The organism is Acidaminococcus fermentans DSM 20731 (genome assembly GCF_000025305.1).
GTDB lineage: Bacteria > Bacillota > Negativicutes > Acidaminococcales > Acidaminococcaceae > Acidaminococcus > Acidaminococcus fermentans.
The window spans coordinates 1023015-1037546 of the sequence record NC_013740.1 but is presented as its reverse complement, the minus strand read 5'-3'; the positions used below and the strand labels follow the sequence as shown (position 1 = coordinate 1037546).

Annotated in this window: 16 protein-coding genes; 1 reads left to right on the top strand and 15 read right to left on the bottom strand. The window is 58.1% G+C overall.

The features are described 5' to 3' along the window. Nucleotides 1-61: 61 nt before the first annotated feature. From efp to ACFER_RS04680, 12 genes are all read right to left on the bottom strand, one after another. Entirely contained in the window at nt 62-619 is a 558-nt protein-coding gene (gene efp / locus ACFER_RS04735) for an elongation factor P (RefSeq protein ID WP_012938276.1), read from the bottom strand. A gap of 37 nt (nt 620-656) precedes the next feature. Continuing rightward, the gene (locus ACFER_RS04730; protein ID WP_012938275.1) at nt 657-1706 is read right to left on the bottom strand and encodes a M24 family metallopeptidase; all 1050 of its coding nucleotides are present in this window, start codon (nt 1704-1706) and stop codon (nt 657-659) included. Nucleotides 1707-1818: 112 nt separating this feature from the next. Next, nucleotides 1819-3039 carry a peptidase U32 family protein gene (locus ACFER_RS04725; protein ID WP_012938274.1) on the bottom strand — a complete coding sequence of 407 codons (1221 nt, stop codon included), beginning with the start codon at nt 3037-3039 and terminating at the stop codon, nt 1819-1821. After that, nucleotides 3036-4064: an endolytic transglycosylase MltG gene (gene mltG / locus ACFER_RS04720; RefSeq protein WP_012938273.1), complete on the bottom strand. Its 1029-nt coding sequence runs from the start codon at nt 4062-4064 to the stop codon at nt 3036-3038. Before mltG ends, ACFER_RS04725 begins: the two co-directional genes overlap by 4 nt. A 15-nt stretch (nt 4065-4079) precedes the next feature. Then, on the bottom strand, nt 4080-4394 hold the full coding sequence (locus tag ACFER_RS04715; protein ID WP_012938272.1) for a DUF1292 domain-containing protein: 315 nt from the start codon (nt 4392-4394) through the stop codon (nt 4080-4082). A 2-nt stretch (nt 4395-4396) separates the two neighbouring features. Next, a complete protein-coding gene (ruvX, locus tag ACFER_RS04710; RefSeq protein ID WP_012938271.1) occupies nt 4397-4816 on the bottom strand; it encodes a Holliday junction resolvase RuvX in 420 nt (139 codons plus the stop codon). After that, nucleotides 4813-5076 carry an IreB family regulatory phosphoprotein gene (locus ACFER_RS04705; RefSeq protein ID WP_012938270.1) on the bottom strand — a complete coding sequence of 88 codons (264 nt, stop codon included), beginning with the start codon at nt 5074-5076 and terminating at the stop codon, nt 4813-4815. The genes ruvX and ACFER_RS04705 overlap by 4 nt, the downstream gene beginning before the upstream one ends. A 312-nt stretch (nt 5077-5388) precedes the next feature. Further along, on the bottom strand, nt 5389-5919 hold the full coding sequence (locus tag ACFER_RS04700; RefSeq protein ID WP_012938269.1) for a TetR/AcrR family transcriptional regulator: 531 nt from the start codon (nt 5917-5919) through the stop codon (nt 5389-5391). A 37-nt stretch (nt 5920-5956) separates the two neighbouring features. Continuing rightward, a complete protein-coding gene (gene alaS / locus ACFER_RS04695) occupies nt 5957-8584 on the bottom strand; it encodes an alanine--tRNA ligase (RefSeq protein ID WP_012938268.1) in 2628 nt (875 codons plus the stop codon). 147 nt (nt 8585-8731) lie between these two features. Next, nucleotides 8732-10105 carry a DNA repair protein RadA gene (gene radA / locus ACFER_RS04690; RefSeq protein WP_012938267.1) on the bottom strand — a complete coding sequence of 458 codons (1374 nt, stop codon included), beginning with the start codon at nt 10103-10105 and terminating at the stop codon, nt 8732-8734. Further along, nucleotides 10106-10540, bottom strand: a complete 435-nt coding sequence (locus tag ACFER_RS04685) for a CtsR family transcriptional regulator (RefSeq protein WP_012938266.1) — start codon at nt 10538-10540, stop codon at nt 10106-10108. A 182-nt stretch (nt 10541-10722) separates the two neighbouring features. Further along, nucleotides 10723-11004 carry a DUF1294 domain-containing protein gene (locus ACFER_RS04680; protein WP_012938265.1) on the bottom strand — a complete coding sequence of 94 codons (282 nt, stop codon included), beginning with the start codon at nt 11002-11004 and terminating at the stop codon, nt 10723-10725. 190 nt (nt 11005-11194) lie between these two features. Between ACFER_RS04680 and ACFER_RS11935 the strand changes: the two genes are divergently transcribed. Continuing rightward, nucleotides 11195-11716, top strand: a complete 522-nt coding sequence (locus ACFER_RS11935; protein ID WP_081443262.1) for an MmcQ/YjbR family DNA-binding protein — start codon at nt 11195-11197, stop codon at nt 11714-11716. Nucleotides 11717-11727: 11 nt separating this feature from the next. Here the strand turns inward: ACFER_RS11935 and ACFER_RS04665 are convergent, their stop codons facing one another. The 3 genes from ACFER_RS04665 to ACFER_RS04655 form a co-directional block, all read right to left on the bottom strand. After that, nucleotides 11728-12693, bottom strand: coding sequence for a GTP-binding protein (locus tag ACFER_RS04665; RefSeq protein WP_012938264.1), 966 nt, complete (start codon nt 12691-12693; stop codon nt 11728-11730). 67 nt (nt 12694-12760) lie between these two features. After that, the gene (locus ACFER_RS04660; RefSeq protein ID WP_012938263.1) at nt 12761-13816 is read right to left on the bottom strand and encodes an NAD(P)-dependent alcohol dehydrogenase; all 1056 of its coding nucleotides are present in this window, start codon (nt 13814-13816) and stop codon (nt 12761-12763) included. 307 nt (nt 13817-14123) lie between these two features. Further along, complete coding sequence (locus ACFER_RS04655; RefSeq protein ID WP_012938262.1) at nt 14124-14423, bottom strand: HIRAN domain-containing protein; 300 nt, start codon at nt 14421-14423, stop codon at nt 14124-14126. Nucleotides 14424-14532: the final 109 nt, after the last annotated feature.

Below are 14532 nucleotides of genomic sequence, written 5' to 3'. Positions count from 1 at the left end.
CTGGAGAGCAGCCGGAATACAAAACGGGGCTGTCCTGCGACAGCCCCCCATTTGTTGTTTGTTATGCTCTTGCGATATAGTCCCCGGTACGGGTATCGATTTGCAGCACGTCCCCTTCGTTGATGAACAGAGGAACCTTCACCACATAACCGGTATCCATCTTGGCGTTCTTGCTGCCGCCGGTAGCGGTATCCCCTTTGATCCCCGGTTCGGTTTCCACTACGGTCAGTTCCACCGTGTTGGGCAGTTCCACGCCCAGGATCCGTTCCTTGAAGCTGATGATCTTCACGTCCATGTTTTCCTTCAGGAAGTTGATGGCGTTGCCCAGCTGATCCTTGTTCAGTTCGATCTGATCATAGGTTTCGTTGTCCATAAACACATAGGTGCCATCGGCTTCATACAGATACTGCATGTCTTTTCTTTCCACAATGGCTTTGGGCAGACGTTCAGCTGCGTTGAAAGTCCGTTCAACTACAGCGCCGGTGCACAGGTTGCGCATTTTGGCCCGTACGAAAGCAGCGCCTTTGCCCGGTTTTACATGCTGGAATTCGACGACCTGCCAGGCATCGCCGTCAATTTCAACCGTTACGCCAGTTTTAAAATCGTTCGTAGAAATCATGAAAACAACCTCCAAAAAATAAATTAGTATGGGTAAATCAGAGTTCTTTCAGTTCCTTGGGGACGGAAGTGAGCCGTTCGCAGCCCGTTTCCGTCACCAGCACCGTGTCTTCGATCCGGACCCCGCCCTTGTCCGGCAGGTAGATGCCCGGTTCGATGGTCACCACAGCCCCGGCCGGCAGAGGCTGGCCGTTGGCCCGGTTCAGCACCGGTTTTTCGTGGATGTCCAGGCCCACGCCGTGGCCCAGACCATGGCCGAAGTTGGGCCCGTAGCCCTTGGACCCGATAAAGTCCCGGACGGCCCCGTCCACCTGGATGCCGGTAAGCCCGGCCTTCAGGGTCTTTTCGCCCAGCAGGTTGGCCTGGAGGACGATGTCATAGATTTCCTTCTGCCAGGGAGCGGCCTTCCCCACCACCACCGTCCGGGTGATGTCGGAGCAGTAGCCCCCATAGGTGGCGCCAAAATCGAAGGTGATGAAGTCGCCTTCTTCCACCACCTTGTCGGAGGCCACCCCGTGAGGCAGGGCGCTCCGTTTGCCGGAGGCACAGATGGTTTCAAAAGAAGGCTTGGTGGACCCCAGCTTCCGCATGTTGTATTCCAGTTCCGCCGCCAGTTCGCTTTCCTTTCGGCCGGCCCGGATATGGGGCAGCAGCTGGAGGAAGGCTTCGTCGGAAATGGCCACCGCCCGGCGGATGAGCTGCATCTCTTCCGGAGTCTTCACCGCCCGCAGGCCCACCAGGTTCACATTCTTCCAGGCGGCATGGGGCAGGACCGCTGCCAGGGCACACTGTTCCGTATAGGAAAAATAATCCCCATCCAGGGCCAGGTTGTCCGACTGAGGCAGTTTGGCCGCTTCCGGCCAGAACCCGTGGAGATGCTCCACCAGTTCGCACTCCGGTGCCTGCTGGCGCACCTGCAGGGTATAACGGGAATCAGTGATGATCACCGCCCGCCGGGCATCCACATACAGCAGGCTTTCCCCGCCGGTGAACCCGGTGAAATACCGGATGGAGGAATCTCCCTTGATGAAGATCCCGTCCACTTTTTCCTGTTCCAGAAAAGCCCGAAGTCTTTCCAGTGCCTTCATCCTATCGTCTCCTTGTGACTGCCGAACAGAATCGGTTCGACTAATCTATTTTACTCTTAAACCCCGAAAAAAAGCAAGGGTTTCCGTGTACTTTGTTACAAATTGTTTTGTTTCAGCCCTTCAGCCGCCGGATCAGGGAAAAGGGCGTCATCCGGGGATCCCCCTTGGCGGTGAACAGCATCTGGGCATGGGGTGCGGCGGTGATGGGGTTCCCTTCCCCGTCTTCCATGGCTTCCAGGGTCCAGGGAAACACCTGGCCGGCAGGGTTCAGCACTTCCAGCACTTCCCCGGCCTTCACATGGTTCCGCTGTTCCACCTGCACCCGGCCGGAAGGGGCATCGAAGCTCCGGACCAGGCCCACGAAATCCGCGGTCTGTTCATAGGAACTGGTGGTGTACACCTGGTCTTCCGGACCGGTCTTCCGGAGGGCGAACCCGGTGGTGTAGGGCCGGTGGGACACTTTGTCCAGTTCCGCCCGGAGGCTCTGGGGCACGGTGAAATGCTCCGGATCTTGCCAGCAAAGGTCGATGGCCTTCCGGTAGGCGCTGACCACGGAAGCCACATAATGGACGCTTTTCATCCGGCCTTCGATCTTCAGGCTGCTGACTCCGGCTTCCATCAGCTGGGGCAGACAGTCCATCAGGCACAAGTCCCGGGAATTCATGATGTAGGTGCCCCGTTCGTCTTCCGCCACCGGGAACACTTCTCCGGGCCGGTTCTTTTCCGTCAGGCCGAATTCCCACCGGCACACCTGGGCACAGGCTCCCCGGTTGCTGTCCCTCCCGGTGAAGTAGTTGCTCAAAAGGCACCGGCCGGAATAGGAAATGCACATGGCCCCGTGGACGAACACTTCCACTTCCGCGCGGATCTTTTCCCGGATCTCCCGGATTTCCGCAAGGGACAGTTCCCGGGCCAGCACCACCCGGCTGGCACCCAGCTGTTCCCAGGCCCGGGCGGTGGCCCAGTTGGTCACATTGGCCTGGGTGCTCACATGGAGATCCAGACGGGGCGCCACTTCCCGGGCGGTGTTCCACACCCCCAGGTCGGACACCAGCAGGGCGTCCACCCCGGCTGCATCCAGGTTCCGGAGATACTCCGGCAGAGGCGGCAGATCGCTGTTGTGGGGGAAGATGTTCACGGTCACATAGACCTTTTTCCCCATTTCATGGGCAAAAGCCGCCATTTCCCGGATCTCCTCCAGGGAAAAATTGGCGGCAAAAGCCCGGAGCCCGAAAGCCTTCCCGCCCAGGTACACGGCATCAGCTCCGTACAGAAGGGCCATCCGGCCCTTTTCCAGGCTCCCGGCGGGAGCCAGCAGTTCAGGTTTGTTCACTGTGCTTCTCCTATGACTTCTCCAGGATTCAGTTTCTGGATCATGGCCACATGTTCTTCGTAGGTTTTGGTAAAGTGATGGTACCCTTCCTTATCCGCCACAAAGTACAGATAATCGGTCATCACCGGGTGGATCACCGCCCGGATGGCATCCATGCTGGGATTCCCCACCGGTCCCGGAGGCAGCCCCTTGTTCAGATAGGTGTTGTAGGGAGATGCCAGTTCCAGGTCGTCGTAGGTGACTTCCTTCTTCTGGGCCCCCAGGATGTACTGGATGGTGGTATCGGACTGGATGGGCATCCCCATCTGCATCCGTTTTTCAAACACCCCGGCAATAAGCGGCATCTCTTCCTTGTGGGTGGCTTCCCGTTCCACCATGGAAGCCAGGTTCACAATGTCCCGGAGGGACAGATAGCTTTTCCGGATGTCCGTCCGCAGGTCCGGGGTCAGCTTCTTGTCGAATTCCTTCACCATCATGGCCACCATGTCGCTGGCCTTGGCGTTTTCCGGAAAATCATAGGTGGCCGGGCAGAGGAACCCTTCCGCCTTGTAGACCACATCCGGGTTGCTGGTCTGCATATAGGGATAGGGAGCATAGTTCCGACAGGCATCCTTGAATTCCTGGGCGGTGGTCAGGTGTTCCCGCTCCAGTTTCAGGGCCACTTCGTTGACGGTGGCCCCTTCGGGCACCGCAAACCGGTTGGAATGAACCTTCCCCTTGGACAGGATGTTGATGATCTCCCCGTCGCTCATGCCGGCGGTGATCTCATAGGTGCCGGCCTGGAGATGGTTTTCCAGTCCCTTGAGACGGGCGGCCATCCGGAAGGAATCCGGGGTCTGGATCAGTTTCTTGTTGTAGAGCAGGGTGGCGATGTCCCCGGTGGTCATCCCATGGGTCACCGTGAACCGGACTTTCTGGCCCGTGGCCAGGCTGGTGTTGGTGTTGTAATAATCCAGGTACCAGTACCCCCCTCCCAGGAGGGCCAGGATCAGGAGGATCCCGATGGGCAGTAATTTTTTCCGCATGATGGACCGTCCTGTTTACTGGGCGTCCATTTCGTCCATGATTTCCTCATAGGCTTTCCGGACCGCTTCAAATTCTTCGTCGGTAGGGTCCAGGTACACCGGATCCCCGTTTTCGTCGAAATCCACCCGGGCAATGATCACATTGTCCTCATCGTCCGGATCCGTATCGTCATTTTCCGGGATCTGGGTCAGCAGGGCAAAGTTCTTGCTGTCCATGGGGATCACCATTTCTTCCAGGTAATAGGTTTCGTTGCCTTTTTCGTCGGTGATCACCACCACCGCTTCCTGGTCTTCCGTTTCCAGCAGGGTTTCGTCGTCTTTCTTGGCCATTGTCAATTCCTCCTCGGGCTGTCCAGATAATTTTGCAGGATGACCACCGCGGCCATCATGTCGATGATTTTCTTCCGTTTCTTCCTCTGGAGATCCGCCTCGATCAGGACTTTTTCGGCCGCTACCGTAGAGAGCCGTTCATCCCACAGGACAACCGGGATGGACGGGAAGCGTTCCTCCAGGATCGTTTTGAATTCTTCACTGGCCCTGGCTCTGTCGCCGATGGACCCGTTCATGTTTTTGGGGTAGCCCAGGACGAACTGCCCCACCTCTTCCTGTTCCACCAGTTCGCCAAGACGCTTCAGATCGTTTTCCAGGCCCTTCCGGCGGATGGTCTCCACCCCCCGGGCGATGAAGCCGGTTTCGTCGCTGACGGACACCCCGATGGTCCGGGTACCCAGATCCAAGCCCATGATCCTCATCTGCGTTCCGTTCCCTCCAGGTACGCCTGGAGCAGGGCTTCGATCAGTTCATACCGTTCGAACCGGCGGATCTTCAGCCGCGCGTCCTTGTAGCTGGTCACATAGGCCGGATCCCCGCTCAGGAGATAGCCCGCCAGCTGGTCGATGGGGTTGTACCCTTTTTCCGTCAGGGCTTCCGCCACCTCCCGGATGGTCTCCGAAACACTTTTGCTCTCCGGAACCGGTTTGAACATGGTGGTTTCCTGTGTAGTACGAGACATGGTATCCCTCCTTTATGCTGCAGGAGAGCCGCAAAGCGGCTCAATCTGAAATCGGGAGTCTGAAATCAGGAGCCCCTGGATAAATTTGCAGGCAAATTCCAGGAATGTGTAAATCGGTTCCGTAGGGGCGGCAGGCCCGGCCGCCCGCATGGCACATGGATTGTCCGTGCCTTGAGCGGGGCGCCGGGCCTGCGCCCCCTACGGTTTTACACAATCGGCGGAATCTGACTTTCAAGGCAGATCCTTTCCAGAGGCTTCCGACTTCTGACTTCCGACTGGAGGCTGCTGCAGACGCAGCAGCCTCCCACTTTCTTAATAAAAATACTGACTGATGATCAGGGGAATGGATTCCTGGAACAGCACCAGCATCACTTCGATGGGGACTTCCATCCCTTCCAGGATCCAGCGCATGGTCATTTCCTCACTGCCATAGATCACCATTTCCGTGGCGAACTGGATGTGGGGGTTCTTCAGATCCGCTCCCGCCTTTTTCAGCATCAGATGGTAGGCATCCCGGACGAACCGCCGGTTGGTCTGACGGATGTCTTCCACATCACAGCTGGTGTACAGGTTCTGGAGGAACTTCAGGTTGGCCTTGTACAGCAGGAACTTCTTGTACAGGGCTTCGGACCAGCACCGGCTTTTCAGGATATCCCGGCCGTGCCGGGCCAGGATATGCAGGTACACCCAGTGGGCCAGTTCCTTCTTGCTTTTGCAGTACCGGTCAAAATCTTCCTGTTTCAGCCCCGCATCCCGGACAATCTCGTCCACTGTGATATCGTGGAGGTGTTTTTTCTCCAGCAGATGGTACAGGGCTTTTCCCAGTTTTTCCTTTGGATCCATTTCCACACCTTCTTGTCAAGCAATCCTGCTGTTGTTTTTACTGGATCTGGCTTTCCACCAGTTCCAGGGCCCTGGCCAGTCCTTCCTGGACTTTGGAGGCATCCTTGCCCCCGGCCTGGGCCATATCCGGCCGTCCGCCGCCGTTGCCGCCCATGGTCTGGGCCACAGCCTTGGCGATCTTCCCGGCGTGGATGCCTTTCTTCACGGCTTCCTTGGAGGCCATGACCAGGATGTTCACCTTGTCGGCGCTCATGGGAGCCGCCAGGACCACCACCCCGCCGGTCTTGTCCCGGAGGGTGTCCCCCATCTTCCGCAGGGCATCCACATCCTGTACCTTCACTTCCTGGGCCAGGAAAGCCACGCCCTTCACGTCTTTGGCATCCGCCGTCACGCTGGCAGCCTGGGCGGCCACCAGTTTCTTTTCCATTTCATCTGCCCGGTGTTTTTCTGCCCGCAGGTCTTCCTGCAGGGCGCTGATCCGGGTCACCAGGTTGTTGGGACGGCCCTTCACCGCAGTGGCAGCTTCTCCGATCAGGTTTTCCAGTTCCCGGGTATAGGCCAGAGCCCCCCGTCCGGTCACGGCCTCGATCCGCCGCACCCCGGCGCCCACGCTGGATTCGGACAGGATTTTGAACAGGCCGATGTGGCTGGTGTTGGACACATGGACACCGCCGCACAGTTCCATGCTGTATCCCGGCACGTTCACCACCCGGACGATCTTGCCATATTTTTCCCCGAACAGAGCCATGGCGCCCATTTCCCGGGCTTTTTCCAGTTCCTGCTGGGAGATTTCCACATCCACTGCATCCAGGATCTTTTCGTTGACGATGTCTTCCACCTGGGCCAGTTCTTCCTCCGTCAAAGGAGAGAAGTGGGAGAAGTCGAACCGGAGACGGTCCGGTCCCACATAGCTGCCGGCCTGGTTCACATGGCTGCCCAGCACCTGTTTCAGGGCCGCATGGAGCAGATGGGTGGCCGTATGATTCCGGGCAATGTCCGCCCGGCGTTTCAGGTTCACTTCGAATTCCACTTCATCCCCTACGCTCAGGGTGCCCTGTTCCAGGGTTCCCAGCTGGATGGTGTAGCCGTCCGGCAGTTTTTTGGTGTCGGTCACGTTGAAGATGCCCTTGTCGGATACCAGCCGGCCGGTATCCCCCAGCTGACCGCCCCCTTCTGCATGGAAGGCGGTGTTGGTGAGGATCACGGCCAGTTCATCCCCGCTCTTGGCGTTCTGGATGGGCTGGGTGTCATGGGCCGGGAAAATGGCCGCCACTTTCCCGTTTTTGCTGGCTTCGTCCACAGTCAGGGTCCCCAGCTTCAGATGACGGGTTTCGTAGAGCACCGGTTTGCCCTCTTTGTCGTTCCGGGCGGAACGGGCTCTTTCCCGCTGGGCTTCCATGGCCTTTTCAAAGCCTTCCTTATCCATGGTGAAACCCTGTTCTTCCAGGATTTCTTCCGTCAGTTCCCAGGGGAACCCGAAGGTGTCGTACAGCTGGAAGGCGTCTTCCCCGTTCAGGACGGTGCTGCCGGCTTTCCGCATGGCGTCGATCTTCTGGTTCAGCAGATCGGTGCCCTGTTCCAGGGTTTGAAGGAAGGAGTTTTCTTCCATGGCGATGACTTTTTCAATGTAGCTTTTCTTTTCCCGCAGGTCCGTGTAATGGTCCCCGTACATGTCGATGACCAGGTCCGCAGCCCCCACCAGGAATTCCTTCCGGATGCCCAGGAGGCGTCCGTGACGGATGGCCCGGCGCAGTACCCGGCGCAGGATATAGCCCCGGCCTTCGTTGGAAGGCAGGATCCCGTCCCCGATCATGAAGGTGACGGAACGGGCATGGTCGGCGATGACCTTCAGGGACACATCGTCCTTGGGATCCGCGTTGTAGGTCTTCCCGGAAACCCTGCAGGCGTATTCGATGATGGGGAAGATCAGGTCCGTTTCAAAGTTACTGGGTTTGTTCTGGAGCACGGAAGCCACCCGTTCCAGGCCCAGGCCGGTATCGATGTTCTTGTGCTGGAGCGGGGTGTAGCTGCCGTCCGGTTCTTTGTTGTACTGGGTGAACACCAGGTTCCACAGTTCCAGGAACCGTCCGCAGTCGCAGCCGGGCCCGCAGTCCGGGCTGCCGCAGCCCCGTTCTTCGCCCAGATCGATGTGGATTTCGGAATCCGGGCCGCAGGGACCGCCGCTGGTGATTTCCCACCAGTTGTCTTCCAGTTTCACGATCCGTTCCGCCGGAACCCCGCACACATCATGCCACAGGTCATAGGCTTCCTGGTCCTTGGGGTATACAGTGATCCACAGTTTGTCCGCCGGCAGTTCCAGCACCTTGGTGAGAAATTCCCAGGCCCAGGGGATCACTTCCTTCTTGAAGTAGTCCCCGAAGGAGAAGTTCCCCAGCATTTCGAAATAGGTATGGTGCCGGGCCGTGCGTCCCACGTTTTCAATGTCCCCGGTACGGACACATTTCTGGCAGGTGGTGATCCGGGTCGCAGGGGGTTTCACCTTGCCGGTAAAGTACGGCTTGAACGGAGCCATGCCTGCGCCGATCAGAAGAAGCGTAGGGTCATCGTGGGGAATCAGGGAAGCACTGGGCAGTACCAGGTGTCCCCGTTCCTTAAAGAAATCAAGATACTTTTGTCGAATCTCGTTGCCACTTAAATATTTCATTACCAACTCTCCCAAATTCGCTCCAGCAAAAAGGAAAATCCCATCAGCCAGAATAATATAATCTATTTCGTATCCCATAAATTATATAAAAAGTATAGAGGGCTGTCAAATAAATACAGGGGGTGTTGCACAAAACGTGCAGCACCCCTATTCCCTGTACATCCCCGCAATGGCTTCTTCCACGGTCCTGGCCTGGATCACGGTGACCCCTTTGGGCTCCTTGCCCTGGGGGAAGCTCCCTTTGGGGACGATGAACCGTTTGAATCCCAGCTGGGCGGCTTCTTTGATCCGCCGGTCCGTAAGGCCCACCCGGCGCAGTTCCCCGGTAAGGCCCACTTCGCCCATGGCCAGCACCCCCATGGGCACCGGCCGGTTCCGGTAGCTGGATACCAGGGCCCCCAGGATGGCCAGGTCCGCAGCCGGCTCCTTCACTTTCATGCCGCCAACGGCGCACACATAGGCATCCTGATCCCCGAAATTCATGCCGCAGCGCTTTTCCAGCACCGCCAGCAGCATGTTCACCCGGTTGAAATCCACCCCCACCACCGTCCGCCGGGGCAGACCGAATGGGGTATGGGACACCAGAGCCTGGATTTCCGTCAGGATGGGCCGGTTCCCTTCCATGGCCGCGGTGATCACCGAACCGGACACCGCTTCTTCCCTGGCTTCCAGGAACAGCCCGGAGGGATTGGCCACCTCCCGGAGCCCTTCCTCTTCCATGGAAAAGATCCCGCATTCGCTGGTGGAGCCGAACCGGTTCTTCAGGGCCCGAAGCACCCGGTAGGTGTAGGACCGGTCCCCTTCGAACTGGAGCACCACGTCCACCATGTGTTCCAGCAGCCGGGGGCCGGCAATATTCCCTTCCTTGGTCACATGGCCGATAATGATGATGGCGATCCCCGTTTCCTTGGCAAAGGTCAAAAGCTTGGCGGTGCATTCCCGCACCTGGCCCACAGAGCCGGCGGCGCTTTCCAGTTCCTGGTTGTACATGGTCTGGATGGAATCGATGACCAGGAGCCGGGGCTTCACCTGCCGGGCCTGGACCAGGATGGTGCCCAGTTCCGTGGCCGTCATGATCTGCAGGGCGTCCGTGGCCTGTCCCAGCCGCTCTGCCCGCATGGCTGTCTGGGCTTCGCTTTCTTCCCCGGAAACATACAGCACCCGGGCACCCCGGGCCGCCGCCTTCATGGAAACATCCAGGGTGATGGTGCTTTTCCCGATGCCCGGGGCCCCGCCCAGAAGGATCAGGGAACCGGGGACGATGCCCCCTCCCAGCACCCGGTCGAATTCATGGATCCCGGTGGTCATCCGCTGGACCTTCACCCGGTCCACCTGTTTCAGGGTCTTGGGGGTGGGGGCCTCCGTCACCGCAAGATAAGACGGCCGCTGCCGGCTGGGAGCCGGCGCCGCCGTTTCTTCCACCAGGGTATCCCACCGGCCGCATTCCGGGCACTTGCCCAGCCATTTGGGAGTGGAATACCCGCAGTTCTGACATACATAATGGGTCTGTGTTTTGGCCACTTACTCCTCCTCCTGGAGCAGCTGGAACGCCGTCCGCACAATCTGTTCCTTGTTTTCTTCGCTTACATGGTCCCCCAGTACATGGAGGAAATAATCCAGCAGCCGGGCTTCCCGGCCGGTGATCAGTTTGTGGGAAGCCAGGGCCTGGACCAGCTGGCCGGACGATTTCACCTCTTTGCCGGAAGGCAGCAGCGGATGGGCCTGGGTCTGCCGGGGCAGCCGGATGATCCGGATGAAGCCCCCGTTCCCCCGTTTGGATTCCACTTCGTAGCCCCGTTCCGGGGTGAAACGGGTGGTCAGGGTATAGGTGATCTGGCTGGGAGCGCAGGACAGTTTTTCCGCCAGCTGGCTCCGCTTCACATCCACCCGGTCCTGTTCATTGGCGAACAGCTCGCTGATGATGAATTGCTCTATGGCATCGGCAATATTGCGCATGATGATTACCTCCTATGGGAAAGACAGGTTCTCCCATGCTCTATTATATTTGACATTTTGACGTTTGGCAAGAGGGAAATGCGGAGGGCTGCTGCCAACGGTCAAAGGAAGATGGTTCTGAAAGAAAACGCAGCTGGGCTGCGTTCCCCTTCAAAAGATTTGCCTGCAAATTTCTCCTTTGGCTACTGACTGGCGATGAGAAAATTCACCCCCAGAAAAATCTGCAGCCCCAGGATCACCGGCACCCCGATGGTGAATTTCAGATGCTTCGTCTTGTGCCGGAACAGGAACATGGCCAACAGGGCTCCCAGGCTGCCCCCCACCGCCGCCAAAAGAAGCAGCCGGATTTCCGGCACCCGCCAGGCTCCCCGCCTGGCACAGAATTTGTCATAGCCGTAAGCGGCAAACGTAATGAGATTGATCAGCAAAAGCCCCCCAGTGAAAGGGGTAAAATGGATTGGCATGAGTTCCTCCTTTGGGGTTCATCGTGAGTCGTTCATCCGGCCAGAGACTAGAAGACTGGGCCCCGAAGCGGCCCACTGATCCTCACCGGCGAGGCCCCGGTCTTCCCGTCCCTCTGTCTTTGGTCCACTCCGCAGCCGGCCAGGAGAACAAGCAAAAAGGCCAGGACCAGCAGGGCGGCCAAGCTCCAATATTTTCTCATGGCAGGCCTCCTTTTTTCTTTCTATTGTACCATACAGGGGAAGCCCGACGACCCGCCATTGTGTTCCGTCCCGTAGGGGGCGCAGGCCCGGCGCCCTGCTGCGAGACATTGCCGACCACTGCTGCCGGGATGTCCTTTTTGCTTCTCCCCAGGCCAACCGGCTCACCCGGCAGATCCTGGACCAGTTCCAGGTCAGGCCGGATTTTCCCTGGGAACATTCTGCCCGTTACCAGTCCTACGGAATTTTCCGCCATGCTTCCAACCGGAAATGGTTCGCCCTCATCATGAATGTGAAGCGTACGGTCCTCCACAAGGATGGCACCCCTGACCTGCTCGACGTGATGAATCTGAAGATCCGGCCCCAGGAGGCGGAACAGCTCCACCACATTCCCGGCATCTATCCTGCCTATCACATGAACCACCGGCTGTGGATTTCTGTGGTGCTGGATAATTCTTTGGCGGACGAAGCCATCCTGGCTCTCATAAAGGCCAGCTATCTTCTTACGGAATGAACCGCCAACTGTTATAGCCCGGACCTTGCAGCTCCCTCCGCCCCTTCAAACCAGCTCCGGGCCGCTTCTTCCTTCAGCCGGGTTCCGATCAGGGTCACCCGGGCCTCTGCCTGGGGGGGAAAACCAGTAATCAGCCACCGGTCCTGGACCAGATCGAACCGGACCCATTCGTTCCCGCAGGGCAGATACCCTTTGGCCCGGGGAATCCGGCCGAAACAGCTTTTGGTCACCAGGTCCAGGAACCGCATCAGGTACAGGGGATGGGGCACGGCCACCCGGGTCAGGGTCACAGTGGTCAGGGCCTCTTCTCCGTGATGATGGTCATGGTCATGATGGTGGTGTTCCTGGCAGGGTTCATGATCCTCTTGCGCCAGGACTAGTCCTCCCCGCTTTTCCAGCAGGCTCCGGAACCAGTCTGCGGACCGTTTTTTGTAATCCCCGGTGATGATCTCCGCCTCCGGAGCCAGTTCCTGGAGTTCCTGGCGGTAAACCGCCGTCTCTTCCGGGGACAGCTGTTCCGATTTGGACAGAACCAGTACGGATCCATGACGGATCTGGTCCAGGCGCAGCTCACTGAAATCATCCTTTTCCCGGAAAAATGTCCCGGCATCCACCAGGGTCAGGGGCGGCAGCAGTTCCAGGGCGTCGTACTGCAGCCCCTCGATGGCCCCCATCAGGGCACTGAGCCGGGCTGCTCCCGTAGGCTCCACAATGAGCACTTCCGGATCCAGGGCGGAGAGGATGGTCATCAGGTTGGTGAGAAAATCCGCCTTGCCGGTGCAGCACACGCAGTTTTCCGTCATTTCGTACACATTCAGGCTCCGGTCCCCATCCCGCAGGACCTTGGCATCCAGGTCCGTTTCCCCGATTTCATTTTCAAAAATGGCAAAATCCACCTGGGGAAGCGTATCCGTCAGATGACGGATGAAGGTGGTTTTTCCGGCTCCCAGGAAGCCGGAGACAATGAGTATTTTCATGGCAATCCTCCCTGCAGGAAAAAGAAGGGGGCTGCTGCCCATCAAGCAGCGCCCCCCTGTTCCATTTTTACCAGATGACCACCGGTTTGATCAGATCGGCAGGTTTGTCCCGCATCATGAACAGTGCTTCTTCCACATGTTCCTTCCCCTGGAAGATATGGGTGACTTCCTTGTGGAGATCCAGACGCCCGCTGGTGGCCAGGCTGGAAAGTTTTTCCATGCGCAGCCGGCCCCCCGGCATAAGCCCTCCGGCAATGGTCTTGTTGGCCATCCCGGCGCCCCATTCCACCCGGGGGATCTTCACATAATCCCCGGAACCCAGGTAATTCACGTTGCCGATCCGTCCCCCGGGTTTCAGACATTTGATGGCTTCGCTGAAGGTATCCACCGTGCCCCCGGCAATGCACACCCGGTCCACCCCGGCGCCGCCGGTCATATCCAGCACCTGCTGGAAGATGGGGCCTTCCTTGTAGCTGATGAATTCATCGGCTCCGTATTCCCTGGCCACCTGACGGCACACCGGCCGGGTCCCCACGGCAATGATCCGGCTGGCTCCCCGTAGGGCACAGGCCCGGACGGACATCAGGCCCACAGGACCGATGCCGATGACCAGCACCGTATCTCCGAACTGGACATCCGCCAGTTCCACCGCATGGAAGCCGGTGGGAACCATGTCGGACATAATGCAGGCATCCACCGGGTCCATCCCCTCCGGCAGATGGGCCAGGTTCCCATCCGCATCGTTCACATGGAAGAAATCCGCAAACACCCCGTCTTTATAGTTGGAGAACTTCCAGCCGCCCAGCATCCCGCCGGAATGCTGCTGCCATCCGGCCTGGGCCGCTTCGGAACTCCAGTCCGGAGTAATGGCGGGCACCAGCACCCGGTCACCGGGTTTGAAATCCTTCACCAGGCTGCCCACTTCCACCACTTCAGCGCAGCATTCGTGGCCCAGGATCATATTGTGCCGGTCCCCGATGGCCCCGGCCCACAGGGTATGGACGTCGGACGAACAGATGGCTACAGCAATGGGACGGCAGATGGCATCCAGGGGGCCGCATACCGGCCGCTCCTTTTCGATCCATCCCGATTCCCCGATTTTCAGCATGGCATATCCTCTCATTGAAGCACCTCCTGATTGTTTCAGATTTCTGACAATTAAACATTTTTAACATTTTCTGATTCTATTATCACAAATTTTCTTCATTTCGTCAAGGAGGCCCGGGGAACATTGACTCTTATCCCCCTTTTCCCTACAATAAAAGTATCTGTTGTATAAAGGAGCCTTACCTATGAAACCCCGCACACAAACCCTGGACTTTTTCTTTACCCACGGAGATCTGCCCCCGGCAGATGGTCTCCTTTGGCGTGAGACGTGAGACGCCTGGCGCGAGACGGAAAAGCGCTCCCGCCGTCCCGCTCTTCCTTCTTCACTTTTCCTTCTTCACCTGTGCTACCACGCCCCGTCCGGTGACCAGCACTACCTTGGCATGGGCTTTTTTGCCGATTTTGTCATAGATCCGTCCTGCACTGCAGGTGTCCCCCAGCACGGTGTGGGGGCTGTTGGCCACATAGCCCACTTTGCCGATGCCCGGCAGTTCCACCCGGATGGCTTCCTTATCATATTCGTTGTCCGGTTCCTTCCTCAGCACCAGTTCCATTTTCCGCCAGAATACCTCGTAGCCCATATAATGGTTGCAGCCGGTAATGGTAATGAAGATCTTTTTCATGATTGTCCCACCTTTCTTTTTCTTACTTCCATTATAGAAGAGTTGGTGGGTAAAAAGGGGGACAGAATATACGAAAAAGGACTTCCCTTTCAGGAAGTCCTTTCAAATT

Excerpts from the sequence above, each read along its gene's own strand:
- alaS (WP_012938268.1), bottom strand. The coding sequence starts at position 8,584 with ATGAAATATTTAAGTGGCAACGAGATTCGACAAAAGTATCTTGATTTC.
- ACFER_RS04685 (WP_012938266.1), bottom strand. The coding sequence starts at position 10,540 with ATGCGCAATATTGCCGATGCCATAGAGCAATTCATCATCAGCGAGCTG.
- ACFER_RS04705 (WP_012938270.1), bottom strand. The coding sequence starts at position 5,076 with ATGTCTCGTACTACACAGGAAACCACCATGTTCAAACCGGTTCCGGAG.
- ACFER_RS04730 (WP_012938275.1), bottom strand. The coding sequence starts at position 1,706 with ATGAAGGCACTGGAAAGACTTCGGGCTTTTCTGGAACAGGAAAAAGTG.
- ACFER_RS04715 (WP_012938272.1), bottom strand. The coding sequence starts at position 4,394 with ATGGCCAAGAAAGACGACGAAACCCTGCTGGAAACGGAAGACCAGGAA.
- efp (WP_012938276.1), bottom strand. The coding sequence starts at position 619 with ATGATTTCTACGAACGATTTTAAAACTGGCGTAACGGTTGAAATTGAC.
- ACFER_RS04680 (WP_012938265.1), bottom strand. The coding sequence starts at position 11,004 with ATGCCAATCCATTTTACCCCTTTCACTGGGGGGCTTTTGCTGATCAAT.
- ACFER_RS04655 (WP_012938262.1), bottom strand. The coding sequence starts at position 14,423 with ATGAAAAAGATCTTCATTACCATTACCGGCTGCAACCATTATATGGGC.
- ACFER_RS04660 (WP_012938263.1), bottom strand. The coding sequence starts at position 13,816 with ATGAGAGGATATGCCATGCTGAAAATCGGGGAATCGGGATGGATCGAA.
- ACFER_RS04665 (WP_012938264.1), bottom strand. The coding sequence starts at position 12,693 with ATGAAAATACTCATTGTCTCCGGCTTCCTGGGAGCCGGAAAAACCACC.
- mltG (WP_012938273.1), bottom strand. The coding sequence starts at position 4,064 with ATGCGGAAAAAATTACTGCCCATCGGGATCCTCCTGATCCTGGCCCTC.
- ACFER_RS04700 (WP_012938269.1), bottom strand. The coding sequence starts at position 5,919 with ATGGATCCAAAGGAAAAACTGGGAAAAGCCCTGTACCATCTGCTGGAG.
- ruvX (WP_012938271.1), bottom strand. The coding sequence starts at position 4,816 with ATGAGGATCATGGGCTTGGATCTGGGTACCCGGACCATCGGGGTGTCC.